The organism is Haloterrigena salifodinae (genome assembly GCF_003977755.1).
Lineage (GTDB): Archaea > Halobacteriota > Halobacteria > Halobacteriales > Natrialbaceae > Haloterrigena > Haloterrigena salifodinae.
This window is the reverse complement of sequence record NZ_RQWN01000001.1, coordinates 721,046-744,503: the sequence shown is the minus strand read 5'-3', so window position 1 is coordinate 744,503 and position 23,458 is coordinate 721,046. Positions and strand designations below refer to the sequence as shown.

Sequence of the window (23,458 nt, the reverse complement as noted above, 5' to 3'; positions counted from 1 at the left end):
AGCCGGCAGCCAGCCACGACGAGCGGAACTCGACCGCGCGGTGGACGCCCGTTCGAACGGCGAGACGCGGGAATCGAGTACGGTCGGTGAGCGACTGGATGCCACGGGGTTGTGCGATGAGCTATGGGACGTCGCTCGCCGCTCGAGGGTGTCCGATCAGTCGGCAGGGTTCGTCGACCGCTGCCGGCCGACGGTCGCATCGTCGGGCGACGGCGCGCTCGAGTCGAGGTCGGTCTCGACGAGCGCGTACGCGCCGCCCGTACAGCGACGGACGTATCCGGCCCGCTGGAGCGCCCGGCAGTGGCGCTCGACGGTGAGTGGATGCGTCTCGAGGGCCGTCGCTAGTTCGGTGGTCGTCGCTTGACTCGTCTCTGCGAGCGCCTTGAGGATCCCTCGGGCCCGCTCTTGCTGTGTGAACTCGCGGCCTGGCATACCGTCTCACACGAACGAACTGCCGCCGACCGTATGAACCTCACACCCGGTTCCCAGCCGCTCGGAATCCGATTACCAATGGAAATTTAGTCGCGTCTTAGGCCTCCCAGGCCTCGACGAACTCGGTCGGCAACGTCGTGATGTCGATCCCCCAGGCGATCGGCAGCCACGCGAAGGCGACGAGCGTGATCAACGCGATGCCGATGATGTTGAGGCCGGCGCCGATGCGAGCCATCTGGGGCAGCGAGATGTAGCCGCTGCCGAAAACGATCGCGTTCGGCGGGGTCGCGACGGGCAGCATGAACGCGAACGATGCAGCGGTCGCCCCGGCGATCATTAGCCCGAAGGGGTGGACGCCGATGCCGACCGCGACGCCGGCCAGAATGGGCATCAGCATCGCCGTCGTCGCCGTGTTCGAGGTGACCTCCGTTAGGAAGATCGTCATGGAGACGACGGCGAACAGGACGACGATCATCGAAACGCCCTCGAGGGCCTGGAGCTGTTCGCCGATCCAGGCCGCGAGACCGGTGTCGCCGAAGCCGGAGGCGATCGCGAGCCCGCCGCCGAACAGGAGGATGACCCCCCACGGGATGTCGACGGCGTTCGTCCAGTCGAGCAGGAAGGTGCGATTGCCCTCGACCGTCGTCGGCAGCGTAAACAGGACCATCGCGCCGCCGATCGCCACAATGGTGTCGGCGTCCTCCGGCGGCGCGACGCCGAAGAGCGGCCCGATCAGGCTGGCCCCGATCCAGCTGACGGCCATCCCGGCGAAGACGATCGCGACCAGTTTTTCCTGCCTGTTCATCGGCCCAAGTTTCTCGAGTTCCCGATCGATCGTGTCCGCGCCGGCGGGGAGTTCGTCGAACTGCGGCGACACCGCGCGGGTGACGTAGATGTAGACGGCGACGAGACCGATCGCCGAGATGGGGACGCCGTAGAGCATCCACTCGGCGAAGGAAACCGACTGATCGAAGAGTGCGTCGGCCTGTCCCGCAAAGAGCACATTCGGCGGGGTCCCGATGAGCGTCGAGACGCCGCCGACGGACGCGCCGTAGGCGATACAGAGCATCAGGGCGATGCCGAAGGAGAAGTTGCCCTCGCTCGTGTCGACGTCGAGCCCGGTTTCGTCGACCAGATCGGCAGTCTGGTAGATGACCGCCAGCGCGATGGGGACCATCATCATAACGGTCGCGCTGTTCGAGACCCACATCGAGAGAAACGCGGTCGCGAGCATGAACCCGAGGATGAGCCGCGAGGGCTCGGTGCCGACGGCCTTGATCGTCCGCAGGGCGATCCGGCGGTGGAGACCCCACCGCTGCATCGCCATCGCGAGGAAGAACCCGCCCATGAAGAGGAAGATCAGCGGGTGACCGTAGGACGGCGTCGTGTCCGCGACCGGGAGCGCGCCGGTCAGCGGAAAGAGGACGATCGGCAACAGCGAGGTCGCCGGGATCGGGATCGCCTCGGACATCCACCAGACGGCGACCCACGCGGTGACCGCGGCGACGGCCTTCCCAGCGGCCGACAGACCGTCGGGCGTCGGCGAGAGAAAGATCAGGGCGAACAGGAGCGGCCCGAGGACGAACCCGATCCGCTGGCGCAGATCGTACGTCCCGCCGACGTCGAACGGGGAGTTCCCATCGTCGCCCCGGTCGCCGCCGCTACCGCCGGGATCGTCGCCGCTTCCGGGACCGCCTTCGGCGGTCCGGTTTTCGGCCGCAGTGGCGTCGCCCGGATCGCGGCCCCCGTCCGGAAAGACCTGCCGCGCGAGGCGTTTCTCCTCCTCGGAGACGCCGTCCATGTCCTCGAGGATTAGCGGTGCGTCGAGCGTGAGGTACGCTTTCGTCTGGGCGTTGAGTGTCCACAGCGACGCCCAGAGCACACGGGTGAACTTTTGAATCGTTTTCCGAGAGTTCCGCACCATTTTTCTAGCGGTTCCAGGTAGAAGGTGTAAACGGTACCGATTTCACCACCTATTGAAGAATATCACGGAGATAAGACAGTGGATTCGAGCGGTAGCCAACACGACTGGAGTTGTATTCCTGTGATCGACACCACGTCGGAACCGCGCTCGGTTGCTCCGCGTCGGATTACCGCGCGTTCGGTCGATCACGGTCTCCACGCAGTCGCGCGCCGTTGCCGCGCCGCCGCTCGGCCCTCGCTCGTCGCTTCCGGTAGGGAGCGGCGAAATCGCCAACTCCCCGGGCGCTCTACTCGAGGTGTGCCTCTCTTACAGTTCGACACGACGCTGTCGCCGTCGGCCGAGGAAAAGACGGCGCTGGCCGACCGGGTGACGGACCTCTACACGGCGGAGATGGAGACGACGGCGGGCCACGTCGCGGTGACGATCCGCGAGCGCGACCCGGCCGACCTCCACCTCGGACGCGCGGTCGACGGGCCGATCGTCTTCCTCGACGCCGAGATCCGGCGCGGCCGACCGTTCGAGCGCAAGCGCGCGTTCGCGCTCGAGACAATGGCGTACGTCTGCGAGACGTTCGACGTCCCCGAAGCGAACGCGAAGGTCGTCTTCACCGAACACCCCGGGGAGCACATGATGGGCGTCGACCGTGTCGGCGGCGAGTGGGACGGCGAGGAGTAGCGCCGGCGCGACCCGGAGCCCGTCTTCGCTACCGGGACAGGCAAGCGCGTCCTCGGGCAAGGCCGTGACGTCCGATGGACCGGTCGTACTGGCGGACGGTCTCGCTCGTGACGCTGTGGCAGGTGTCGGCGAGCGTCTGTTACTACACGGTCTTCGCGGTGACGCCGTTCTTCCGCGACGAGTTCGGCCTCTCCCGGTTCACCGTCGGCCTCGTCGTGACGGCGCTCACCCTGGGCTATGCGGTCTGGCTCCTGCCGGTCGGGGCGGTCATCGACCGCTTCGGCGAGGGACGGACGCTGACGGTCGGCCTCGTCGGGCTCGGGATCGGCGCCGTGCTGGTCGCCAGCGCACCCACGTACCCCCTCCTGCTCGCGGCGGCGTTCGTCCTCGGTTCGACGTACGCGACGGCGATTCCAGGGACAAACAAGGCGATCTACGGCGCCATCGCGGCGGGCCGCCAGAACCTCGCGCTGGGGATCAAACAGGTCGGCGTCACCGCCGGCAGCGGCGTCAGCGCCCTCCTCGTGACCGGATTGGCGGGCGCGCTCTTCTGGCAGGCCGGCTTCCTGATCGCCGCCGGGACCGCCCTCGTCGTCGCCAGCGTCTTCGCCGTCTGCTATCGCAGCGCAGGCGAGGGCGGGCGAGCGGAGTATCCGGACTTCCGGGCGCTGTCTCGCAACCGCCCCTACCGCGTGCTCGTCGCGGCCGGCTTCTTCCTCGGCGCGGCGCTGTTCACCACGACGGGCTACACGGTGTTGTACCTCGAGGAATCGATCGGCGCCTCGGTCGTCGGCGGCGGGATCGTCCTCGCGCTGGTCCAGCTGTTCGGCAGCGTCGGTCGCCTCGCCGGCGGCTGGCTGAGCGACAATCTCCCCGGCGAACCCCACGTTCGGATCGGCGCGATCCTGATCGTGCAGGCGCTCGCGGGCGCGGCCCTGTTCGTCGTCGTCGCCGCGACTGCGACGCCCGTCGCGGCCGCCGTCGCCTTCTCCGTGCTGGGGTTCTTCGTCCTCGGGAACACGGGCGTCTACTACTCCTACATGGCGACGCTGGTCACCGCCGACGAGATGGGCGGCGCGACCGCCGCCGGCCAGCTCTCCCTGGTCGCCGGCTCCGTCGTCGCCCCGCCCGCGTTCGGATACCTCGCCGACGTCGTCGGCTACCGCGCCTCGTGGTGGCTGCTCGCCGCCGGCACCGCCCTTGCCGCCGGCCTGCTGGCCTACGCCGTCTGCCTCGAGCCGCCGGTCGACGAGCCGGCGATGCGGGAGTGACGGTTCGGCGGCGGCACTCGGGCGCGAATCGGAGGACGACTTTAGGACTCACACGACGTACGGTAGCACATGTATCGCGTCCTGCTCCCGGTCGACGACGACGAATCGCGAGCGCGCGCCCAGGCCGAGGCGGTCGGCGACCTGCCGGCGGCCGCCGCGGAGATCCGCGTCGATGTCCTCCACGTCCACGAGGAGGTGACGGCACCCGACGCCGAGTGGGCGGCCGGCGGCTTCTCCGACGAGTACGCCGAGGAGATGGCCGACAACCTCAGGAACGTCCAGCGGCTGCCCGCCTCCGTCGAGACCGCCGCCGACGTCCTCGAGGCGGCCGGCGTCGAGTACGCGATCCACGAGACGACGGGCGAAGCACCCGAGATGATCCTCGAGGCCGCGTCGGAACTCGACAACGACGCGATCGTCCTCGGCGTCGGCGAGCGCTCGCCGGTCGGCAAGGTCCTGTTCGGCAGCGTCGTGCAGGCGGTGATCCTCGAGAGTGATCGCCCGGTGACGGTCGTCTCCGCCGAGGAGGATGGCGACGGCGAGTCAGCGTAACGCCAGTGGATCGGCTTCACTGTCAGTAGATTGTGCACGATTTCGCTATTTAGAACGAGTTGTGGGGTCCTCGACTGCACGTTACGGAATTCGCTATCTGATCGTACTCAATACCTCAATGAAGAGACAACCATAGAAATGGCTGTGAGGACTAATATAGATACTACCAAGTAATTGCTGATAGTGTACATATAGATACCAACTAGAAGGAGCGCTGTGACAGACATAACTAGCCCAACGCGATCTCTCCCTTCATAAAAATACATATATAAACCGATCGCAGAGGAGAGAAGAGCTAAAATTACCACGATATTTACGCTGTAGAGGAATTCAAATTGTCCCTCGCTCATACCTGTTTTTATGTCACCATGTTCTAAATATTTTTCTTTGGAGGGACAATTAGAATATAGTCCGGACAGTTCCATTAGTGATTTTATATAACGAACGAGTTCACGAGGACTGCAAGCGATTCCAACGGACCGGTTGAAATCACTAAATCAACGCGCCAATCACCGCAGACAGGCCGCGACGACCTCGAGCATCCCCTCACCTCTTACTTCGTCGGCGAACAGCGGGACGCGCCGCACCTCGGTGCCGCGGAACAGTTCCTGCGCTTCGGCAAGGGCGCCCTGCTGGACGTCCCACCGGCGCTGGCAGAACTCGCAGTCCTCGAGGTTCGGCTGAAGGAACTCGCCCCGAACGTCGTCGGTGACGTCCGAGAGGGGCTCCATGACGCGGTTGACGACGACCGTACCGACCGGAATCTGGAACTCCTCGAGTTGCCCGCGCAGGCGTTTGGACTCGAAGACGCTCATTTCCTCGGGGACCATGACGATCCGGAAGTCCGTCCGCGCGGGATCCTGCAGGGCCGCTCGTAGGCGCTCGATGCGCTCACGGAGTTCGTCCAGGTCCTCGAGGTCGTCCTCCTCGGGCGCCTCCTGGCCGGGGAACATCCCTTTCATCCCCTCGAGCATGCCGCTGATGCGCTGGCGCATCTTCATCATCCGACCCATCATGGTGTCCATCAGTTCCGGGAGCTTCAGGAGCCGGAGGGTGTGGCCCGTCGGCGCGGTGTCGATGACGACCCGCTCGAATCGGGGGTCGTCCATGTACTCGAGCAGCAGTTGCATCGCGGCGGCCTCGTCGGCGCCGGGCATCGCGCCGCCGAACAGCGCCTCCATCGGCGATCCGTCGCCGCCGCCGAGCAGGTCGCCGAGCCCTCCCATGCCGCCCATATCGCCCGCGCCGTCGCCCCCGCCGAAGGGGCCCGCACCGCCATCGGAACCGCCGCCGAACGACCCCGCGGTTCCGTCGTCCGCGTTCGCCGCGTCGTCGGGACCGCCGGCACCGGGGAAGGCGACCTCGCCCGCCTCCATCGCGGACTCGGGGTCGATCTCGGCCGCGTAGAGGGGGATATCGTCGCGGATGCGGGCCGGTTCGGCCGGCACGTCGGTCTCGAAGGTGTCCGACAGCGAGTGGGCCGGATCCGTCGAGACGACCAGCGTCGACGTGCCGCCGCGGGCGCTGTCCAGCGCGGTCGCGGCGGCCATCGTCGTCTTTCCGACGCCACCTTTCCCACCGTAGAGCACGTAGTCCGGGCCGTCGACGGGTTCGTCAGACGGCTCCACGTCGATGGTTTCCCGTTCGTCGTCCTCGAGGGAGTCTGTCGGCGTCACCTCGATGGTGTGGGCGTCGTCGGTCTCGTCCGCCGTCTCGGCCTCCTCGTCGACCCGCTCGGCGTCGATTCCGCTCATAGCGATCGATTCGCTACCCTGTCACGAGTATTCGTCGGTCTCGAGCGACTCCGTTCGAGTCGCGATCGGAATCGACGCCGGTGGAGCCACAGATCTCTCGATCCGACGGCTCGGGGGTCACGCATCGCCGCGAGCGAGGTCGACGAGCCCCAGACAGATCGGGGCCGCCCACAGCGTCGCATACAGCGCCTGCGAGAGCGGATTCACGAGAACCGAGTACGCGACTCTGTGGGGCCACGAGCGGAACGGAACCGCGTCCCAGGCGGCTCGGTAGGCCCGCAGGCAGTAGTACGTCCAGACGAGGACGTTGAAGCCGACGAGCAGCCGCACCGTCAGCGGGAGTGTCACCGACGCGCCGCTGGTGGACAGCACCGCGACGAGCGCCGCAGCAGGCACCCCGACGGCGGAGAGCAGCGCCAGCGACTGCAACAGCAGCGTCCCGGACCAACACCGAAGGTCGTCGAGGCCGCTCCAGCTCTTTGCGAAGACCCGTCGGTACAGGTCGCGCGTCCACGCTCGCTGCCGGTCGAGCCATGCCTCGAGCCCAGGTGGGCAGTCGAGTCGGACATACCGATCGACGACGCCGAGCGTGTCGCCCCGGTGGGAGGCGGCCAGGCCGAGCGGGACGTCGTCGCCCGTCCGGCGCCGCCACGCCGCGACGTCCTCGAGTACGCGCCCGGTCGCGAGATAGCCCGAACCCAGCAGGTGGTACGGCCCCGTACTCGAGCGGTGGCCCAGATCCGACCACGCCGCCGTCGCCATCGAGTCGAGCAGCGGGAGGATCCCCGCGTCGACGTCGCGCACCGTGTGTTTGGTCTGGACGATGTCGTACTCCTCGAGGCCGGCGACGGCGAGTTCGAACGCATCGACCGGCAGCCAGCTTCCGGCCTCGAAGACGGCGACGAGGTCGTCGGCCGCGACCGAGCGGGACTCGAAGGCGGCGGTCAGCATGGTCGCCGCCGTCGGCGACGTTCCCGTTCCAGTAGCCCACCACGCGCCGTCGTCGTTCGATCGGTCGGTCGTACGGGCCGCAGCGTCGAGTGAGAGTGTCTCGACCTCGAGCCCCGGCGGCCGCTCGGCGTCGATCGCGCCCTCGAGTGCGATCGCGTCCGTCTCGCGAGGCTCGTAAACGACGGTGACCGAAACCAGCGACGTCGGATAGCTCTGGGCGGCGATGCTCGCGAGCGTCGACTCGAGGCCCCGCCAGCGGCCATGGACCAGCGGCACGAAGACGTGGATTCGCCGGCGGAGGGGGGACGGTAGCCGACAGTCTGGGCCGAGACTGCGTTTGCGCCCAGGTGAACCACGTTCGCCCTTGAGAGAACCGCCGTCAGTCTGGATAGCGACTCGGCTGGACTGTCCGTCTTCGCGACCGATTTGGCCGCCGTTGGCCTCGAGAACTCGTCCGAGCGTCCGCTCGTCGACGACGTTCGCGGGTCGGCGCAGGAACAGCGCCAGCAGGCCGCAGTTGACGACGGCGTAACAGAGCTGGGTCAGGACGAACGCGGCGACGAGGACCTCGAGGGCCATCACTCACTACACAACTCGCGTCGCCCCGTATCTGTATTGCGGCCGGCGGCGGGCAGCAGTCGGCGTCACCCTCGACGATCGGTGGTCGACGCGAGCCTCACTCGAAGTACGCCGCGAGTCGCGCGGCCGCTTCCTCGACGCGGGGTGTGACGAGCGCGAAGCGGAGCCAGTCGGACCGCGAGTCGCCGAAGGCTTCGCCGGGCATCCCAGCGACGCCGGCCTCGTCGATCAGCCGTTCGACGTTCTCGAGCGTCCCCGGATAGCCGTCGAAGCGGGCCATGACGTAGAACGAGCCCCGCGGAGTGGTGTACTCGGCGCCCGCGGCGTCCAGGGCGTCGGTGAAGGTCGCGACGCGCTCACGGAGCAACTCCCGGTTGGCCTCGTAGTACTCGGGGGGCGTCTCCCGCAGCGCCCGCAAGACCGCGTACTGGCCGGGCCGAGTCGTCGCGACGTTGACCAGCATGTGGCGGCTCTTGGCGTTCTCGACGAGCTCCGGCGGGAAGACGGCGTAGCCGACCCGAACGCCCGTGATCGCCATCGACTTCGAGAAGGCGTTGGTGACGATCCGGTAGCTCGAGTCGACCCCCAGCGCGCTGGCGAACTCGCCCGAGAGGTCGTAGTGATCGTACACCTCGTCGCTGATCAGGATTGCGTCGTACTCCTCGGCGACGTCGACGAGGGCCGCCATCGTCGACTCGGGATAGACCGCGCCGGTCGGGTTGTTCGGCGTGGCGACCACGATGGCGGCCGTCTCCTCGCTCGCCGCCTCCCGGACATCGGCCGGATCGAGCTGCCCTTCGTCGTCCGTCGCGACGAACCGCTGCGTTCCGTCGAGCATCGTTGTCTTCCCCGGATAGTACGGGTAGACCGGGTCCGTCAGCACGATCTCGTCGCCGCGGTCGCGCTCGAGCGCGCGGGCCATCGCGAGATAGTTGGCCTCGCCCGCGCCGTTCGTGACGACGATCTGGTCGGCGTCGACGCCCCGCCGGGCCGCGATCTCCTCGCGGAGCTCGAGCAGACCCTCGCTGGGGGCGTACTGGAACCGGTCGGGCTCGAGATCGGCGTAGTCGCGCAGCCCCTCCCGGAGCGCCGCGGGAGGCTCCCAGTCGGGGTTGCCGCTGACCATGTCGATGACGTCGCCCTCCGCACGATTCGCGTACTCCATGACGTGGAAGAACAGCGGCGTCTCGTAATCCATGCACGAGAGAGGGGCAGCACGGACCGTCATTCTTTCCGTTCCGGGTTACCAATCCGTTCGATCTTCCCCTCGCCTCGGTCGTCGGTGACGCTCGCTCTGTGGCGAGGACTGGCTACCGTCCGTTGGTTATCCGATCGAGCGCATTGGGAGCGTCGATCCGACCAGCACCGAGTCCCTCGGTGTACTCGCCGGAGAGGTCGACCGCACCCTGTGCGATCGCCTGCTGGATCCGTCGCGGGTGACGGTCTGGCTCGAGTTCCCGAAGGAGCGCGGCGAGTCCTGCGACCTGCGGTGCCGCCATCGAAGTGCCGTAATTGTAGTCGTACAGCTCCCCGTAGATGGACTCCGGCACCGTCGATAGAATTCCGTTCGTCGGATCCGGATACGCCACTTCGTTGTGATCCGTAATTTCGCTTTTCGACGTCGTTTCGTATCGCCCGCCTGGTGCAGCGACATCGATCGCTCCGTCGCCGTAGTTCGAGTAGTGGCTCCGCTTGTCGGTCGGGCCGGTGGCAGCAACGGTAGACGCTCCTGGGATGTCGGCCGGCAGCACATACTCGGATTCGTCGTCCAAATTCCACCCGTAGTTCTCCGCGGCGACGACGACGACAACACCCTGTTTGACCGCGTGCTGGATCACGCGCCGATACGCCGCGTATGCTCGACTGTCCGGCGGAAGCGTCTGTCCAAGGCTGAGATTTATTACGTCGACGCCGTTCTCGGCTGCGTAATCGATCGCGAGGAGAATATCCGTAATCGATCCCATCAGAACACCGATGGTCTCGTCCGGGAACGTCGGGTTGATGTCCGCAATCCGCTCGAAGAAGAACGAGCGTAGGGAGACGATTTCCGCGTCCGGTGCCATGCCAACGATGCCAGCCTCATTTCGTCCGGTGGCCGCGATCCCGGCGACATGCGTTCCGTGGCCGTGGACATCATCGGAGACGTGCTGGGTGGTTTCCCGGATTGACGGGTAGTAGTTTGCCGGCGCCTCGGCGACGAGCGTGTCGTCAGTTCCGGCGTGAACACGCCCGTACCTGAAGAGTCGGCTGCGTTCAGCGTCGATTCGTGACGCGAGAGCAGGGTGGGAGTGACTGACGCCGGTATCGATGATCGCGATCGTCGTCTCCGCACCCGTCGCCCGCTCGTGAGCAGCCCTCGCGCGCACCAGTTGTTTGTCCCACTGTTTCTCCCGCTGGGGTTCAGTACTGGCCGACCCTTCGGTTGCCGACCGTTCGATATCGACAACGTGTGTTTCGTTCGCAATGATATCGTCTACGACGGCGCTCGTCCGGAGCGCATCGGACTTATCGCTCGGTCCCTCGACGATGAGTGCCGATCCGCCGGCGAGTTCGTGCAACACCTCGAACTCGGTTCGCTCGATATGCGACCGAAGTCCGTTACCCCCAGCTAGAACGATGTACAACTGCCGCTGGGTAGCCTCCCGATCGTCGGCGCTGGCTGTCCCGAGTGCGCCGACCGAAATCGTACTCCCTGCGATACTTTTAAGCATTGACCGTCTTGATGACCGTCCCGTCATGTAATTCAATCAATTCTTCTAATACTTAATACAAATTATTTTCTATTTCATAGAACCGCTGTCGCGTCACCATTCGTCCGGTGGTTTGACGACTCGTTGGCTCGTTATGTGCGTACCGATGAACGACGACATCGACCGCGAGTTGCCGATGGAGATCGCCGACGCGTTCCGGGACCGCGAGGAGACGCTGGCCGTCGCTGAGTCCTGTACCGGGGGGCTGATCGGCGCCGCGATCACCGCCGTGCCGGGCGCCAGCGACTACTTCGATTCGGGGCTGACGACCTACGCCTACGACGCCAAGCGCCGCCACCTCGGCGTTAGCCGTGAGGCGTTAGACGAGTACGGCGCCGTCTCGGAACCCGTCGCCCGACAGATGGCCCAGGGGGTTCGCGACGTCGCCGACGTCACGTGGGGAATCGCGACGACCGGTGTCGCCGGCCCGACCGGCGGCACCGAGGAGGATCCCGTCGGCACCGTCTACATCGGCGTCTCCTACGCCGGTCCGTGGGGCAGCGAATCCTCGTTCGCCTCGGTCTCGCGGTACGTCTTCGACGGCGACCGCGCCGACGTGCGGGCGAAAACCGTCGATCGGGCGCTCGAGGACCTCCTTGAGGCGCTCGAGACCCGCGGCGTCTGACAACCGCGGTGCGATCCTTCTGCTGTCGAAAATCAACCAGTTACGACTGCCGAGCCTGCGTTCGAACCCGATAGCAACGGGCAAAAGACAGTCCTCGAGAGTAAACTATTCGGCGGTCGCTTCCCCAGTGGCAGGTGGATGAACAAGAAGGGACACGTTCTCAACGCGATACTTCTGAGTCTGGGGCTGGGGTACATCCTCGAGCCGGCGGGGAACCTCGAGACGTTCCGGATGATCGTTGCGATCGGCGTCCCGGTGACGCTGGGGGCGCTGTTTCCGGACGTCGACACCGCGTTCGGCAAACACCGGAAGACGCTGCACAATCTGCCGGTGCTGCTCGGCTTCGTCGCCTTCCCCTACGTCTTCGGGAACCTCGAGTACGTCTGGCTCGGCGTGTTGACCCACTACGTCCTCGACGTCGCGGGCAGCAAGCGCGGCATCGCGCTGTTCTACCCGCTCTGGAAGGAGGAGTTCGGCCTGCCCGTCGGCGTCGCGGTCAGCAGCAAGTACGCGGACGGAATGACGGTGGCCGTGACGGTTCTCGAACTGGCGCTGGTCGCGGTGCTCGTCTTCCAGTTCCCGCAGTGGGGCCTCGAGATGAGTCAGCAGCTGTTTGGCTTCTAGCGCGTCCCGCGTTGGGATTCCGATTCGGTTTCTGCCGCCCACTCGGAACCGCTACTGACCGAATCGGCGGTATCGTCGGCGGTCGCGTTGACGTACGTTCGGGTAAGGAGGGCCAGAACGAACACCTGACCGACGGCAGTGATCAAGTCGGCGGCGATTGCGCCCGAAGCGCCCGTGAGAATGCCGGCGACGGTCGTCCCGACGTACCAGCAGACGCCGAACGCGACGATACCGAGCACGCCGATCGCGAACGTGCCGAGGAGATTACCGCGGACGACGCTGTACGACGACCCGAACGCGCTGACGAACGACTCGTCGTCGATCACGATCGCGGCCACGAAGAACATGAGGAGAAACGCCACCAGCGGCCCCGGGACCACGAGCAGGAGGAACCCGATCGCGACCAGAATACTGTACGCGATCCAGCCGAGCAACAGGTGGAGGGTCTTCCGTCCGAGACCGTCGGTCGGGATGCCGCCGAGGCTGTCTCGCTCGTCCCCGAAGGCGTCGATAGCGATTGCGACGACCGCCAGCGAGACCACGAACGCGACCAACCAGAGCGCCGCCGCGGCGCCGGGACTCAAGCCCAGCGCGAGCGGGAGGTCGGCGATGTACGCGTTGATCTGCTCCTCGGCCGTTTCGATCTCCGACGCGCTCAGTTCCCCGCTGACTTCGGGATCGTGCAACATCTCCACCGTCCATTCGAGAAACCCGCGAAGGATATCTTGGAGTGCGGCCGTCTGGGCGACGCCGATGACCGTCAGCGCGGCGATCAGTACCGCGGCTGCACTCGTCGTTAACCGATCGACTGCTTCTCTCACCGTGTTACCTACGTTGAATGCCATTGATTGAAGATAGTCGTATGTGGAAATAAAACATGTGTTTCGACGAAGGAATTGTCGCGGCCCGACGGCGGCGGTCGGTCAGCGGTTCGGCTCCCACTCCTCGCAGGCGTCCATATCCTCCATCGCGGCGTCGTGACGGGCGCAGTAGGGGACCATCCCATCCGACGAGCGGACGTACTCGAAGTGTTCGCAGTTGCCGCAGTAGCGGTCCGTCGGCGCCTCGGGCTGGTTTTGAGGCGTCGGCGACTCGACGATCTCCGCGTCGCGGCCATCGCTGTCCATCGGCGAGGTGATGTCCGAGGCGGCCGTCCCGCCGTCGCTGGTCGCCCGCGCTCGAGCGGCCCCGCCGGTTCCGGATCCGGCGCTCGACGACTGTCGGGTCGATCCGGACCCGGCTGCGGTCTCGTCGAACGAGAGCGTGTCTCCGTCGTCGGCCGCGTTCGTCTGCGTTTCGACCTCGCCGTCGGGGGTGCCCCCGAGGAAGCCGATGCCGCCGAGTCCGCTCGAGTCCTCGGACTCGGCGACCTCGACGACCGTCTTGTTCTGGCGGGTGACGTTCATCTCGAGCGCGCCGCCGGGGTCGTTGCGCGTCTTGAAGTTGACAACGGCGGTGAACAGGCTCCAGAGAGCGATAAAGAGCCCGAGCAGGTAGACCACTGACACCTGCAGCGTGTAATCGTCACCGTGGAATCGCCAGTCGTAGGGGTACGCGCCCCAGAAGAGGACGACTCCGAGCAGACACAGGCTCACGCTGATCGCGGCCGCGGCGTGGACGCGTCGACTGGCGGGCAACACGAGGAAGACGCCGACCAGCGCGATCGGGACGCCGAGGCCGGCGAGCACGCCGGCGAGGCGGATGGACGCGTAGTGGGTTCCGATACCCGGCGACAGCACGGCCGCGTATCCGCCCAAGAGGTCGGTCGTCGCCATAATCACGGCCACGACGGCCAGGAGCGCGCCGATCAGGACGAGCGCCGTCCCCGCGTACAGCCGGCGGGGACCGACCACCTCCCGTGCGGTCCCGTCGTAGACCTCCGTCAGGCTTGTCATGACCGACGGGTTCGGTCTCCCACCACAAAACGCTACGTCAGACACATCTCGCAAGATAGAGAGGTAGTCAACCCCCGGAAACGAAAGCTTGAATCGACGGGCACGCAAACGGCCGCCTATGAGCGACGAGGACGAGGAGGAGCCGGCAGTCGAACTCGGCGACCGAACGCCCGTCGAGGGCGCACCGCTCGCCCGCGTCACCTCCCGGCTGACCTGGCCGAAGGAAAAGAGCGAGATCGACCGCCTCGAGGGCGACAGCATCATTCGAACGCCCGAGGGCCCCCAGGAGCTGTCGAGCGTCATCGAGGCGATCGACGAGACGTACTTCCAGCGCCACCAGGAGTTCGAAAAGCACGTCCGGGCGGTCATCGGCACCGGCCCGGTCCCGACCGCGGACGAGTAACGACCCGTGGCGACGGAACGGACTCGAAGCGGCGGTCGCTGGCTTCGCGATCAGTTCGATCGCCTCTCGTGGGTCCAGAAGTCGCTGTTGGCCGGCGCGTTGCTGACGGTCCTGTGGATGCACCTCGTGCCGCCCGAACTCTCCCGGCGGTTCGTCGTCGACACCGTCGTGCTCGTCGGCGGCCCGCTGGCGCTGGGGCTGACCCACGGGAGACACCTCGGCTGGCACGTCGATCGCGTCGCGGTCCGAAACGCCGTCCTGCTCTCGCTGTTCGTTCTCCCCTTCTATCTGGTCGGCTCGACGCTGCCGACGATCCGCGACTACTACCCAATGTGGGAGACGTCGGCGGCGCTCGGTGAGTTCGTCCCGCACGCGATCCAACTGTTCGGCCTCGCGCTGGCCGCCGAGACCTACTACCGCGGCCTCCTCTGTGTCGGCGTCAGGGAGATCGGCCGCAAGGCGGTGTTCATCAGCCCCGTCGTCTACATGCTCCACCACGCCGGCAAACCGCCGATCGAGTTTCTGCTGTCGGGGCCGACGGATGTCCTCTTCGGGACCGTCGACTACGAGTCGAACTCGATCTTGCCGTCCGTGATCGCCCACGGTGCGGGGCTGGTCTTCCTTGACTGGCTCGTCCTCCACGACCCGCTGTTCGATCCGACGCTGGTGATCGAACTCCTCGAGTGGCTCCCGGTGCCGATCTGAACGCCGCGGCGGCGATCGCGCGGCAGGGCGCTTTTGTGACGGCCGGTCGATGGCTCATGTATGAGTCTCCCGATCGACCCCGAGACGATCGATCCCGACGAATTCGGCGAGAAGCAGGCCGTCCTCGAGATGGACCACGAGGAGGCGATCGAACACGTCCGCGAGGTCTGTACGGACGTCGGCTTCGGCATCCCCGTCGAGTTCTCGCCCGCCGAACTCCTCAACGAGAAGGTCGACGCGGACCGCGATCCCTACTACGTCCTCGGGGCCTGCAACCCGGAAATCGCGGACCGAGCGCTCGACGAGACGCTCCGGATCGGTGGTCTCTTCCCCTGTAACATGATCGTCTGGGAGGAGGAACCGGGCCGTCAACGGGTCTACCACGTCTCGATCATGAAGATCGCACGCTTGCTCGGGATGGCGCCGGACAACGACGAGTGGGCCGACATCGTCGACACCACCGGCGACCTCACCGCGGAAGCGTTCGACCGATTCGACTCGGTCGAGACCGACGTCTCTGACTGACGCGTCGTCGCCGCGTACGCGCCGTCAGCGACCCTCGTCGACCGCTTCGGCGATCGTTCTACCGGCATTGTCAGCTATATATGGCCACATAATTATCCGTAATAGGTGTCAACAACATTTACGTACGTCGCGAATGATGTTTTCGTATGGACCTCCGCACCGCGTTTTTCGCTCTCCTGCTCGTGGTTCTCGGGGTGCTCTCGGCCCTGGTCATCACCCCACTATTGCAGTACGTGCTGGCCGCTGGGCTCCTCGCGTTCGTCCTCCGTCCCGCCCACGAGCGCCTCGAGCCGAAGCTCGGGCCGCGGCCGTCGGCGATCCTGTTGACCGGGGTCGCCGTCCTGGCCGCCGTCGTCCCGCTGTTGGTCATCTCGGCCGTCGTTTGGGGCACCGCCGTCTCTTTTCTCGACGAGTTCGACGAAACGAGCGTCGTCGAGAGCGCCCGCGGGATCGCCGAAACCGACCTCGGTCTCGAGGCCCAGCAGATCGACGCGATCGAGACGGCGGTTCACACCGAGATCGAGTCCTCGCTCTCGAGCGCGGTCGAACTCGCGCTGGGTGAACTGATTCGGCTGGTCAACGCCAGCCTCGAGATGGCGATCGGACTGGCCGTCTGCGTCTTCCTGCTCTACTACCTGCTCGTCGACGGGGACGATCTCGTCGCCTGGCTCGGCGACGTCGTCCCGCTCGACCCCGCCGTCCGCGACGAACTGTTCGCGGAGGTCCGCGTCGTCACCTGGGCCGTAATCTACAGTCACGTCCTCGTCGCGGTCGTCCAGGGGCTCCTCGGCGGAATCGGGCTCGCCGTGGTTGGCGTCCCGAACGCGGCCTTCTGGACGGTGATCATGATCTTGCTCTCGTTCCTGCCGGCGATCGGCGTCTGGCTGGTCTGGGGGCCCGCCGCGGGGTATCTCGCGACGGTTGGCGATCCGCTCGCCGCCGTCGTTCTCCTCGCCTACGGCCTCACGGTCCTCGCGCTGATCGACAACTACCTGCGGGCGATCTTCGTCGATCGCGGCTCCGGTCTCCACCCGGCCGCCGTCATCGTCGGCGTCATCGGCGGGATCTACCTGCTGGGCATCATGGGGCTGTTCCTCGGACCGGTCCTGCTCGCGGTGTTCAAAGCCGGCGTCAGCGTCTTCACCAGAGTCTCCGGCGAAGACGGCGACCAGTGGACGGACCCCGAACCCGACGCGAGCCCCGGACCCGCGGCGAGCGGGGCCGAGAAACCGCTTTCGGAGTCCGACGGCGCGGACTGACCGCTCGGGACCAATGTTCCTTCGGAAAAAGATCGAACCGTCGTCAGTCGGCGGTCTGGATACGGTCGGTTCGGCGGGTCGTCGGCACGCCGAATCCGGTCAGGGCCATCGCGAACAACACGAGCGGCGACAGGAACCCGAACAGGTAGAACGGCGCGTACTCGAGAGTCGGGACGCCGGTTGCGGAGGCCATAAAGACGCCGCCGGCGTGCCACGGAAGGAGCGCGCCGGTCGGCGTCCCGGCGGCCTCGACTGCCCGCGAGAGTTCGTCGCTGTCCAGTCCGAACTCCTCGTAGAGGTTCCGCAGCGTCATCCCGGGGAGGACGATGCTCATGTACTGTTGGGCCGTCAGCGCGTTGATCGCGATCGCGGAGACGCCGGTGCCGGCGATCAGGCTGCCGGAGCTCCGGATGCCCTGTGAGAGCCGGTTGGCGAGCACCGCGAGCACGCCGGTCCGCTCGAGCAGACCGCCGAGCACGAGCGCGGCGACGACCACCGTGATCGTCCAGGCCGAACCGGTGAGCCCGCCGGTCGCGAGCAAGTCGTCGACCAGATCCGATCCCGTTTCGGGGGCAGTGCCGCCCATGAAGATCTCCCACGCGGGGACGAAGCCGGTCCCCTGGAGGAGGATCGACGTGAGGACGCCCGCGATGGTCCCGCCGACAAGCGTCGGCAGGGCCGGATAGCCCCGCAGCGCGAGCCCGAAGGTGACCACGAGCGGGACGAACGCCAGCGGCGTGACGGAGTAGGATCCGGCCAGTGCGGTCTGTATCTCGGCGACGCGGTCGGTCGGGACGCTCCCGCTGGCCTGCAGGCCGAGGACGGCGAAGATCGCGACGGCCATCCCGAAGGCGATGACCGTCCCGGTTCGCATCCGGCGAATGTGGTCGTACAGCGGCGTGTTCGTCACGCCGGCCGCGAGGTTCGTCGTGTCCGACAGCGGCGACTGCTTGTCGCCGGCGTAGGCCCCCGAGAGGACCGCGCCGACGGTCATCGTCGCGGGCACGCCAAGCCCCTCGCCGATGCCGACGAAGGCGACGCCCAGCGTCCCGACCGTCGTCCACGAGGACCCGATCGAGAACGCGACGATCGCGGCCAGCACCGCGGCGACGGGCAGGAACACCGACGGCGAGAGCAACTCGAGGCCGTAGTACATCATCGCCGGAATCGTCCCGGCGTCGACCCAGGTCGCGATCAGCGCGTAGATCGTGAAGATGATCAACAGCGCCTGCAGTCCCATCAGGAGGCTGTTAGCGACGCCCTCGTAGAGGTCCTCCCACGAGTAGCCCAGGTAATACCCGAAGGCGCCCGTGAAGACGATACTCCACAGCAGGGGGACGTGGGGGTCCAGCCCAAGTACGGCGGATCCCACGCCGAGGAAGAGGACGACGGCCAGCACCGGGACGAACGCGAGCGCGACGGAGGGCCGTCGCTCCGGTTCGAGGTCCTCGACCGTCGTCGGAGTGAAATCGAGTGCCATCACCCGTCGTATGCGTCTTAGGAATAAAAGAGGTGCGCCTTATTATTAATAATAATTCATCGGAGAATGTAGACGGCAGTCTTACAGGTTGTTGAATAATTCCTCCAGAGGGTACAGCGGTGAACACCGGAGAATATCGGTGACTACAGATGCACAAAAACGTTCGGTGTCAGTCCGCGAGAAGGGAACCGGTCGGTGGCCGGCAACGCCCGGCGATGAACGAGGAACGCGAGGTCTCGGCGGAAAGCGAATGGATCGTTCGAGGGGAACTCGAGTGAGCCGATACAACTCGAGTGACCGAAACCGATCGGTGGACCCGTTCTCGTTCGCGTCAGTCGTCCGCCAACTCACCGTCTTCGGCGACCTCGGCAACTTCGGCGGCCTCAGCGGCCTCGAGTTCCTCGAGATACCGCTCGGCGTCGTACTGGATGTACCCCGTGACGAGGGCGATGACCCCGAGAACGAACAGCGGGACGCCGACGAGGACGACCAGCAGTCCCATCGCGGTGAGGAATTCGGTGCTGACGAGCGCCAGAGCCATACCGACCGGATGCGCTCGAGCGATTTAGGGACTCGGGTTCGCTTACTAGTCACGGTTCGGCGAGTGGTGTGTGCGAGGGAGAACGTACTGAGACGAAGCGTTCTGCTATCGTGGCAACGGGGAGTTGCCACTTCCTCCCCAGCCGATTCGTTCCCTCCGGTCACTCATCCCTCGCACGGGTTCAGACTGCGGTTCGTCAGTGGCACACGGGTCGCTTCGCTCCCCATTCGCTTTTCCGAGACCGTCACTTCGTTCCGGTCTCGCCCTTCTCACCGCAGTCCAGCGCGCGCCACCACATGGCGAGCAGTCGAGCGAGGAACGATAACGACCCACCCGGTAGCACATGCGCTCCGTAGTCGACTAGTCTCGAGCAGAAAAGGCGCTGAGATTCGACTGCAGCCCCGCCGCGAGTTCGGATTTCCGCCGGAGGCGAGCGTGGGAGATCGGAAGCTGCGTCGCGACCTCGGCGACGGCGTCGTGGAAGGTCTCGGCCTCGCCGTACTCTCCGTCGAAAGCGTTGCGCACGCTCTCGCGGACCTGCCAGACGCCGACGGGCGCCCAGTAGTCGTCGCTCACTTCGCGGAGGACGAGACACTTCGCCTGTCGCCCGATCGACTCGAGGTGCTCTAAGGCGGCCAGTCGGGCGGCGTAGTAGGCGCCGGCGGTCTCCTCGACGTAGCTCGAGCGCCCGTCGAATCCCTCGCTGGCGCTGGCCATCCAGGTGTCACCCTCGGGATCGGGGTTCCAGATGCTGCCGGGCGCCTTCATCTCGACGAGTTCGAACTCCCAGTTGCCCGGCGCGAGGATCACCCAGTAGCGGTTGCCCATGTACTCGTTGGCCCAGACCTGCACCTCGTCGACGCTGGGCGCGTTGCGGATGCGCCCGCGGAGGAACTGACCGACGGTGTCGTCGACGGCGGTGATCGACCACCGCGTCGGGACGAGCCGTCGCTGGTCGGTCTCGCCGAGCGCGCCCGCCGAGAGGATCGAGTTGATGTCGTAGACATCGAACCCCCGACGATAGAGGTAGGTCATCGCGCCCTGGGCCTGCCAGTCGTCGTCTTCTAAGGTCTTCTTGATCGGCTTCGGGACGTAAGGGTTCTCCCGCAACTCGGCGTTGCGAGCGTTGGCGCGGGGGCCGCGGGGCGTCGCGACGTCCGTGCCGGTGTCGAGGCCCAGATCGGGGGTGTCGTCGAGGCCGATCTCGAGGTCGACCGGCCGATCCGCGATGGCGACCTCGCGCTGGACGCCGACGAAACCGTCCCAGGCGTCGTGGACGTTGGGCGTCAGTCGACTCGCGATGCTCGGCGAGTCGACGTTCGCACGCTTGTTGGAGTTCAGCAGGCCCGTTCGACGCTGGAGGACGTCCGGAATGTCGTACCCCTGCTGGTACCAGTTCCCGTCGGTGACATAGTCCTCGGCGGCGTTCTCGTCGCCGACCGGCGAGAGCACCCCCACGGGGATGTCCGGGTAGTTCGACCGCCCGACGAAGATCGAGGGAGCCGTCGAGCCCACGAGCGAGTCGCCGGACAGCGCTTGCTCGAAGTTCTGTTCGAACTCCTCAAGGTGGTCCGTGATCTCGTAGGACTTCTCCTTGGCGAGGCGCCGTCGCTTCGCCTCCTCATCGGGTTCTAACTCCTCGATGTAGTCGTCGAGGCGCATTCACTCGCAGTAGGGGCGGAGCCCGTTTGAATGTTGCAGTTCGGGGGCAGAATGTCAGAGGCAGAGGTCCGGTCTGGCTTGGCACCCACCGAACCTCATCATCTTCTTTCGAGTGGACAGTAAAGTATCTAGCCGTGGATTTTCTGACTGCGAAAACACCTGGTCTCGCGACGCCGACTTCGTCCACACCCATCCGTTTCGACAGCGTCCGCTCTCGGGTCGGCGCCGACCTCGAGAGCCCTCGAAAGACAACCGTTAAAAACGCCGGGCGGGAAAGAAGGGGTATGAGTACGACCGACGAAAGCCAGAGGCGCTCGTGCGTCTCCTGTGGGCTCAACATCGCCGGCACCAACGCCGCCGCGTTCAAGTGTCCCGACTGTGGCACCCAGATCTACCGCTGTGCCAAGTGCCGCAAGCAGAGCAACCTCTACGAGTGCCCCGACTGCGGATTCACCGGTCCGTAATAGAACCATGGGAAAGGTAGCCGCGAAAATCAAGGTCATGCCGAACAGCCCTGAAATCGATCTCGACGCGCTCCAGGAGCGCCTCGAGAGCACGCTCCCCGAGGGCGCCAAGATCAACGGCGTCGAACGCGAGGAAGTCGCGTTCGGTCTCGTCGCACTCTACCCGACCGTGATCGTCCCTGACGGCGCGGGCGGTACGGAGGCCGTCGAGGAAGGCTTCTCGGACGTCGAGGGCGTCGAGAGCGTCGGCGTCGAGAACGTCGGCCGTATCTAACTCGCTGAATCGGCACTCGATCGAGTTCGGTTTCTCAGAGCTGAAGTCCCTCGAGCCGCTGGGCTGTCGGTTCGACGGTCCATGTTCGACGGGGACACAACTTTACCACACCGTCTGTGAAACGTGACAGGCGTGAGCGCGCTGTCGGATCCCACTAGGCGGCGGTGGCTCGCGTGGGCCGCGCTAGCAACCGTCTTCCTGCTCGTCAATCTCCACCGATTGTCGACGGCCGTACTGTCGGATCGGCTGACCGACGCGTTCGGGACGACTGCGGCCCAGCTCGGGACGCTCCACGCCGCCTTCTTCCTCATCTACGCGGTCGCTCAGATCCCGACCGGCGTGCTCGCCGACCGGTTCGGCCCCCGGTACGTCGGCTCGATCGGCGGGCTCGTCCTGAGCCTCGGCGCCGTCGGCTTCGCGCTGAGCGGCAGCTACCTCGCGGCCGTCGCCTCGCGGGCGCTCATCGGCCTGGGTAGTGCCGTCATCTTCGTCACGATCCTCCGGTTTTGCGCCAACTGGTACCGCGCCGACGAGTTCGCCACGATGACCGGACTGACCGGCAGCGTCGCCGGACTCGGGGCGATCCTCGCGACCACGCCGCTGGCGGTCGCCGTCGACGCGCTGGGGTGGCGGGCCACGATGATCGGCCTGGCCGCCGTTGGCTTCGTCGCCGCCGGGGCCGTCTTTGTCGTCGCGCGCCAGTCGCCGGCCGCGGCAGGCCTCGAACCCATCGCGGGCGTCCCGGAGCAGCCGTCGGTCACGCTCGCGGAGACCGCCGGTCACCTGCGAACGCTCGCTCGCGACCCCGACCAGTGGCTGCTGTCGGCCGTCTTCTTCGCCGGCAACGGCGCGATACTGACGCTGATCGGCCTGTGGGGCGTTCCCTACCTCGCGATCGTCTACGGCCTCGACGTGACGACCGCGTCCTCGTTTACCCTCCTCGGATCGATCGGCCTGCTGGTCGGTCCGCCGGCGATCGGCTGGGTCTCCGATCGACTCGAGCGGCGCGTGCTGCCGATGACGGCGGGAGTCGGCCTGTTGACGATCGCGTTCAGCGTGATCCCCGTCTTCGGGCGCCCCCCGCTGGCGATCATCGCCGTCTCGTACCTGGCCTGCGGCGTCCTCTTCGGCGCCGCGATGCTGTCGCTGTCGACCGTGAAGGACCGGTACCCGCCCGCGGCCAGCGGTGTCGCGACGGCCACCGTGAACACAGCGGGGTTCGTCGGCGCGACGGTTCTCCCGACGCTCATGGGGCTGGTGTTGGACGCTTACCGGACCGGCGAGACCGTCGGCGGCACCGTCGCCTACACTCGGTACGGGTACCGGGTCGCCTTCGGCATCCTCGCGGGGACCGTCGCCGTCGCCTTTTGCTGTTCGTGTTGGCTCCTCGTCCGCGACCGCGACACCTCCTCGTCGCCGTCGGCGCGCGAGGGCTCGAGCGCACGATAAGCGACGCGAGAAAAGAAACGGGCCGTCGGCCGAGAGACGGCCCGGTTCGGTGGCGATGCGTCGGGCGAACCGACGGGACGACCGGCGGGGCGTCTCGTTACTGGCCGGGGCCGGGACCGGGCCCGGGGCCGGCGTCGGGACCGGGCTGATCGTCCGGGTCGGCGCCGAGGCCGGCCTCGGCGACGATCCGCGCACCCGTCTCGGAGAGGTCGACCGTGACGTCGCCGGGAACCGCCTTGCTGATCTCGTCGACGTTGCCCGCGAGCACCGTCAGGATGTCGTCGGGGTTTGCGTACAGCAGCATGGTGCCGTCCTGACCCTCCGCGACGAGTTGCGTGTCGTTAAGGACGACCTGGTCGTTCTGTATCGTCGCCGCGACGACCGGCAGCGCCTCGGGTTTCCCCTTTTCGTTGTCGTGGACCCGCCGGATGTGGACGTCCTCGAGGTCGATGACGTCCTTGTACTCCTGGATCACTTCGGCGCAGGCGACCATGTCCTGTAGCAGTTCGGCCTTCTGTTTCCCCCCGTGGCCGTCGTCGCGGTTGAGACAGTGCTGACAGACGCGAAGTTCGAGTCGCATTGGCGGTCCTTATCGCTGGAGCCCGATGAGAATTCCGTTTCGGCTTCCGGGCAGCCGAGTTCCCTCGATCCGCTCGAGTCAACC

Annotated in this window: 24 protein-coding genes; 12 read left to right on the top strand and 12 right to left on the bottom strand. The window is 66.3% G+C overall.

Translation table 11 applies throughout. From position 1 onward, the window contains the following. Nucleotides 1-156: 156 nt before the first annotated feature. Complete coding sequence (locus tag EH209_RS03810) at nt 157-432, bottom strand: helix-turn-helix domain-containing protein (protein ID WP_126661614.1); 276 nt, start codon at nt 430-432, stop codon at nt 157-159. A 97-nt stretch (nt 433-529) separates the two neighbouring features. Continuing rightward, entirely contained in the window at nt 530-2,356 is a 1,827-nt protein-coding gene (locus tag EH209_RS03805) for an SLC13 family permease (RefSeq protein ID WP_126661613.1), read from the bottom strand. 297 nt (nt 2,357-2,653) lie between these two features. On the opposite strand from EH209_RS03805, the gene EH209_RS03800 reads away from it, so the two are divergent. From EH209_RS03800 to EH209_RS03790, 3 genes are all read left to right on the top strand, one after another. Further along, nucleotides 2,654-3,031, top strand: a complete 378-nt coding sequence (locus EH209_RS03800) for a tautomerase family protein (protein WP_126661612.1) — start codon at nt 2,654-2,656, stop codon at nt 3,029-3,031. 74 nt (nt 3,032-3,105) lie between these two features. After that, entirely contained in the window at nt 3,106-4,302 is a 1,197-nt protein-coding gene (locus tag EH209_RS03795; RefSeq protein ID WP_126661611.1) for an MFS transporter, read from the top strand. Between the two features lie 69 nt (nt 4,303-4,371). Beyond that, entirely contained in the window at nt 4,372-4,854 is a 483-nt protein-coding gene (locus EH209_RS03790) for a universal stress protein (protein ID WP_126661610.1), read from the top strand. A 509-nt stretch (nt 4,855-5,363) separates the two neighbouring features. On the opposite strand, the gene EH209_RS03785 is transcribed toward EH209_RS03790, so the two are convergent. The 4 genes from EH209_RS03785 to EH209_RS03770 all read right to left on the bottom strand — a co-directional run bounded on the left by EH209_RS03785 (nt 5,364) and on the right by EH209_RS03770 (nt 10,849). Beyond that, nucleotides 5,364-6,608, bottom strand: a complete 1,245-nt coding sequence (locus EH209_RS03785; protein ID WP_126661609.1) for an ArsA family ATPase — start codon at nt 6,606-6,608, stop codon at nt 5,364-5,366. Nucleotides 6,609-6,725: 117 nt separating this feature from the next. Beyond that, nucleotides 6,726-8,138, bottom strand: a complete 1,413-nt coding sequence (locus EH209_RS03780; RefSeq protein ID WP_126661608.1) for a hypothetical protein — start codon at nt 8,136-8,138, stop codon at nt 6,726-6,728. A gap of 97 nt (nt 8,139-8,235) precedes the next feature. After that, nucleotides 8,236-9,336, bottom strand: a complete 1,101-nt coding sequence (locus EH209_RS03775) for a pyridoxal phosphate-dependent aminotransferase (protein WP_126661607.1) — start codon at nt 9,334-9,336, stop codon at nt 8,236-8,238. 112 nt (nt 9,337-9,448) lie between these two features. Continuing rightward, nucleotides 9,449-10,849, bottom strand: coding sequence for a S8 family peptidase (locus EH209_RS03770; protein WP_164721990.1), 1,401 nt, complete (start codon nt 10,847-10,849; stop codon nt 9,449-9,451). 145 nt (nt 10,850-10,994) lie between these two features. On the opposite strand from EH209_RS03770, the gene EH209_RS03765 reads away from it, so the two are divergent. Together EH209_RS03765 and EH209_RS03760 are read left to right on the top strand one after the other, a co-directional pair. Next, nucleotides 10,995-11,513 (top strand): CinA family protein, encoded by a 519-nt coding sequence (locus EH209_RS03765; RefSeq protein ID WP_126661605.1) that lies wholly within the window; start codon nt 10,995-10,997, stop codon nt 11,511-11,513. A gap of 138 nt (nt 11,514-11,651) precedes the next feature. Continuing rightward, entirely contained in the window at nt 11,652-12,137 is a 486-nt protein-coding gene (locus tag EH209_RS03760) for a metal-dependent hydrolase (RefSeq protein WP_008894478.1), read from the top strand. Here the strand turns inward: EH209_RS03760 and EH209_RS03755 are convergent. Continuing rightward, a complete protein-coding gene (locus EH209_RS03755) occupies nt 12,134-12,982 on the bottom strand; it encodes a hypothetical protein (RefSeq protein WP_126661604.1) in 849 nt (282 codons plus the stop codon). The genes EH209_RS03760 and EH209_RS03755 overlap by 4 nt on opposite strands. Nucleotides 12,983-13,060: 78 nt before the next feature. Continuing rightward, nucleotides 13,061-14,032 (bottom strand): DUF7139 domain-containing protein, encoded by a 972-nt coding sequence (locus tag EH209_RS03750; RefSeq protein ID WP_126661603.1) that lies wholly within the window; start codon nt 14,030-14,032, stop codon nt 13,061-13,063. A 118-nt stretch (nt 14,033-14,150) separates the two neighbouring features. Between EH209_RS03750 and EH209_RS03745 the strand changes: the two genes are divergently transcribed. From EH209_RS03745 to EH209_RS03730, 4 genes are all read left to right on the top strand, one after another. After that, complete coding sequence (locus EH209_RS03745) at nt 14,151-14,435, top strand: DUF5789 family protein (RefSeq protein ID WP_126661602.1); 285 nt, start codon at nt 14,151-14,153, stop codon at nt 14,433-14,435. A gap of 6 nt (nt 14,436-14,441) precedes the next feature. Beyond that, the gene (locus EH209_RS03740; protein ID WP_126661601.1) at nt 14,442-15,140 is read left to right on the top strand and encodes a CPBP family glutamic-type intramembrane protease; all 699 of its coding nucleotides are present in this window, start codon (nt 14,442-14,444) and stop codon (nt 15,138-15,140) included. A 60-nt stretch (nt 15,141-15,200) separates the two neighbouring features. Then, nucleotides 15,201-15,665 (top strand): DUF302 domain-containing protein, encoded by a 465-nt coding sequence (locus EH209_RS03735; protein ID WP_126661600.1) that lies wholly within the window; start codon nt 15,201-15,203, stop codon nt 15,663-15,665. A 146-nt stretch (nt 15,666-15,811) separates the two neighbouring features. Next, a complete protein-coding gene (locus EH209_RS03730; protein WP_126661599.1) occupies nt 15,812-16,924 on the top strand; it encodes an AI-2E family transporter in 1,113 nt (370 codons plus the stop codon). A 43-nt stretch (nt 16,925-16,967) separates the two neighbouring features. On the opposite strand, the gene arcD is transcribed toward EH209_RS03730, so the two are convergent. The 3 genes from arcD to nreA all read right to left on the bottom strand — a co-directional run bounded on the left by arcD (nt 16,968) and on the right by nreA (nt 20,607). Then, the gene (gene arcD, locus EH209_RS03725; RefSeq protein ID WP_126661598.1) at nt 16,968-18,404 is read right to left on the bottom strand and encodes an arginine/ornithine antiporter ArcD; all 1,437 of its coding nucleotides are present in this window, start codon (nt 18,402-18,404) and stop codon (nt 16,968-16,970) included. Between the two features lie 331 nt (nt 18,405-18,735). After that, nucleotides 18,736-18,945 carry a hypothetical protein gene (locus tag EH209_RS03720; protein ID WP_008894486.1) on the bottom strand — a complete coding sequence of 70 codons (210 nt, stop codon included), beginning with the start codon at nt 18,943-18,945 and terminating at the stop codon, nt 18,736-18,738. Between the two features lie 360 nt (nt 18,946-19,305). Then, a complete protein-coding gene (nreA, locus tag EH209_RS03715; RefSeq protein WP_126661597.1) occupies nt 19,306-20,607 on the bottom strand; it encodes a DNA repair protein NreA in 1,302 nt (433 codons plus the stop codon). Between the two features lie 284 nt (nt 20,608-20,891). On the opposite strand from nreA, the gene EH209_RS03710 reads away from it, so the two are divergent. The 3 genes from EH209_RS03710 (at nt 20,892) to EH209_RS03700 (ending at nt 22,794) form a co-directional block, all read left to right on the top strand. Further along, on the top strand, nt 20,892-21,071 hold the full coding sequence (locus tag EH209_RS03710) for an HVO_2753 family zinc finger protein (RefSeq protein WP_008894488.1): 180 nt from the start codon (nt 20,892-20,894) through the stop codon (nt 21,069-21,071). Nucleotides 21,072-21,078: 7 nt separating this feature from the next. Then, nucleotides 21,079-21,345 (top strand): elongation factor 1-beta, encoded by a 267-nt coding sequence (locus tag EH209_RS03705; RefSeq protein WP_008894489.1) that lies wholly within the window; start codon nt 21,079-21,081, stop codon nt 21,343-21,345. Nucleotides 21,346-21,477: 132 nt separating this feature from the next. Beyond that, entirely contained in the window at nt 21,478-22,794 is a 1,317-nt protein-coding gene (locus EH209_RS03700) for an MFS transporter (protein ID WP_126661596.1), read from the top strand. A 97-nt stretch (nt 22,795-22,891) separates the two neighbouring features. Here EH209_RS03700 and EH209_RS03695 read toward each other — a convergent pair whose 3' ends face one another. After that, entirely contained in the window at nt 22,892-23,374 is a 483-nt protein-coding gene (locus tag EH209_RS03695; RefSeq protein WP_126661595.1) for a hypothetical protein, read from the bottom strand. Between the last annotated feature and the right edge of the window lie 84 nt (nt 23,375-23,458).

Coding starts and splice junctions, on each gene's coding strand:
- EH209_RS03710 (WP_008894488.1), top strand. CDS start 20,892: ATGAGTACGACCGACGAAAGCCAGAGGCGCTCGTGCGTCTCCTGTGGG.
- EH209_RS03790 (WP_126661610.1), top strand. CDS start 4,372: ATGTATCGCGTCCTGCTCCCGGTCGACGACGACGAATCGCGAGCGCGC.
- EH209_RS03720 (WP_008894486.1), bottom strand. CDS start 18,945: ATGGCTCTGGCGCTCGTCAGCACCGAATTCCTCACCGCGATGGGACTG.
- EH209_RS03730 (WP_126661599.1), top strand. CDS start 15,812: ATGGACCTCCGCACCGCGTTTTTCGCTCTCCTGCTCGTGGTTCTCGGG.
- EH209_RS03755 (WP_126661604.1), bottom strand. CDS start 12,982: ATGGCATTCAACGTAGGTAACACGGTGAGAGAAGCAGTCGATCGGTTA.
- EH209_RS03745 (WP_126661602.1), top strand. CDS start 14,151: ATGAGCGACGAGGACGAGGAGGAGCCGGCAGTCGAACTCGGCGACCGA.
- EH209_RS03735 (WP_126661600.1), top strand. CDS start 15,201: ATGAGTCTCCCGATCGACCCCGAGACGATCGATCCCGACGAATTCGGC.
- EH209_RS03705 (WP_008894489.1), top strand. CDS start 21,079: ATGGGAAAGGTAGCCGCGAAAATCAAGGTCATGCCGAACAGCCCTGAA.
- arcD (WP_126661598.1), bottom strand. CDS start 18,404: ATGGCACTCGATTTCACTCCGACGACGGTCGAGGACCTCGAACCGGAG.
- EH209_RS03775 (WP_126661607.1), bottom strand. CDS start 9,336: ATGGATTACGAGACGCCGCTGTTCTTCCACGTCATGGAGTACGCGAAT.
- EH209_RS03785 (WP_126661609.1), bottom strand. CDS start 6,608: ATGAGCGGAATCGACGCCGAGCGGGTCGACGAGGAGGCCGAGACGGCG.
- EH209_RS03780 (WP_126661608.1), bottom strand. CDS start 8,138: ATGGCCCTCGAGGTCCTCGTCGCCGCGTTCGTCCTGACCCAGCTCTGT.
- EH209_RS03695 (WP_126661595.1), bottom strand. CDS start 23,374: ATGCGACTCGAACTTCGCGTCTGTCAGCACTGTCTCAACCGCGACGAC.
- EH209_RS03750 (WP_126661603.1), bottom strand. CDS start 14,032: ATGACAAGCCTGACGGAGGTCTACGACGGGACCGCACGGGAGGTGGTC.
- nreA (WP_126661597.1), bottom strand. CDS start 20,607: ATGCGCCTCGACGACTACATCGAGGAGTTAGAACCCGATGAGGAGGCG.
- EH209_RS03805 (WP_126661613.1), bottom strand. CDS start 2,356: ATGGTGCGGAACTCTCGGAAAACGATTCAAAAGTTCACCCGTGTGCTC.
- EH209_RS03760 (WP_008894478.1), top strand. CDS start 11,652: ATGAACAAGAAGGGACACGTTCTCAACGCGATACTTCTGAGTCTGGGG.
- EH209_RS03770 (WP_164721990.1), bottom strand. CDS start 10,849: ATGCTTAAAAGTATCGCAGGGAGTACGATTTCGGTCGGCGCACTCGGG.
- EH209_RS03765 (WP_126661605.1), top strand. CDS start 10,995: ATGAACGACGACATCGACCGCGAGTTGCCGATGGAGATCGCCGACGCG.
- EH209_RS03810 (WP_126661614.1), bottom strand. CDS start 432: ATGCCAGGCCGCGAGTTCACACAGCAAGAGCGGGCCCGAGGGATCCTC.
- EH209_RS03795 (WP_126661611.1), top strand. CDS start 3,106: ATGGACCGGTCGTACTGGCGGACGGTCTCGCTCGTGACGCTGTGGCAG.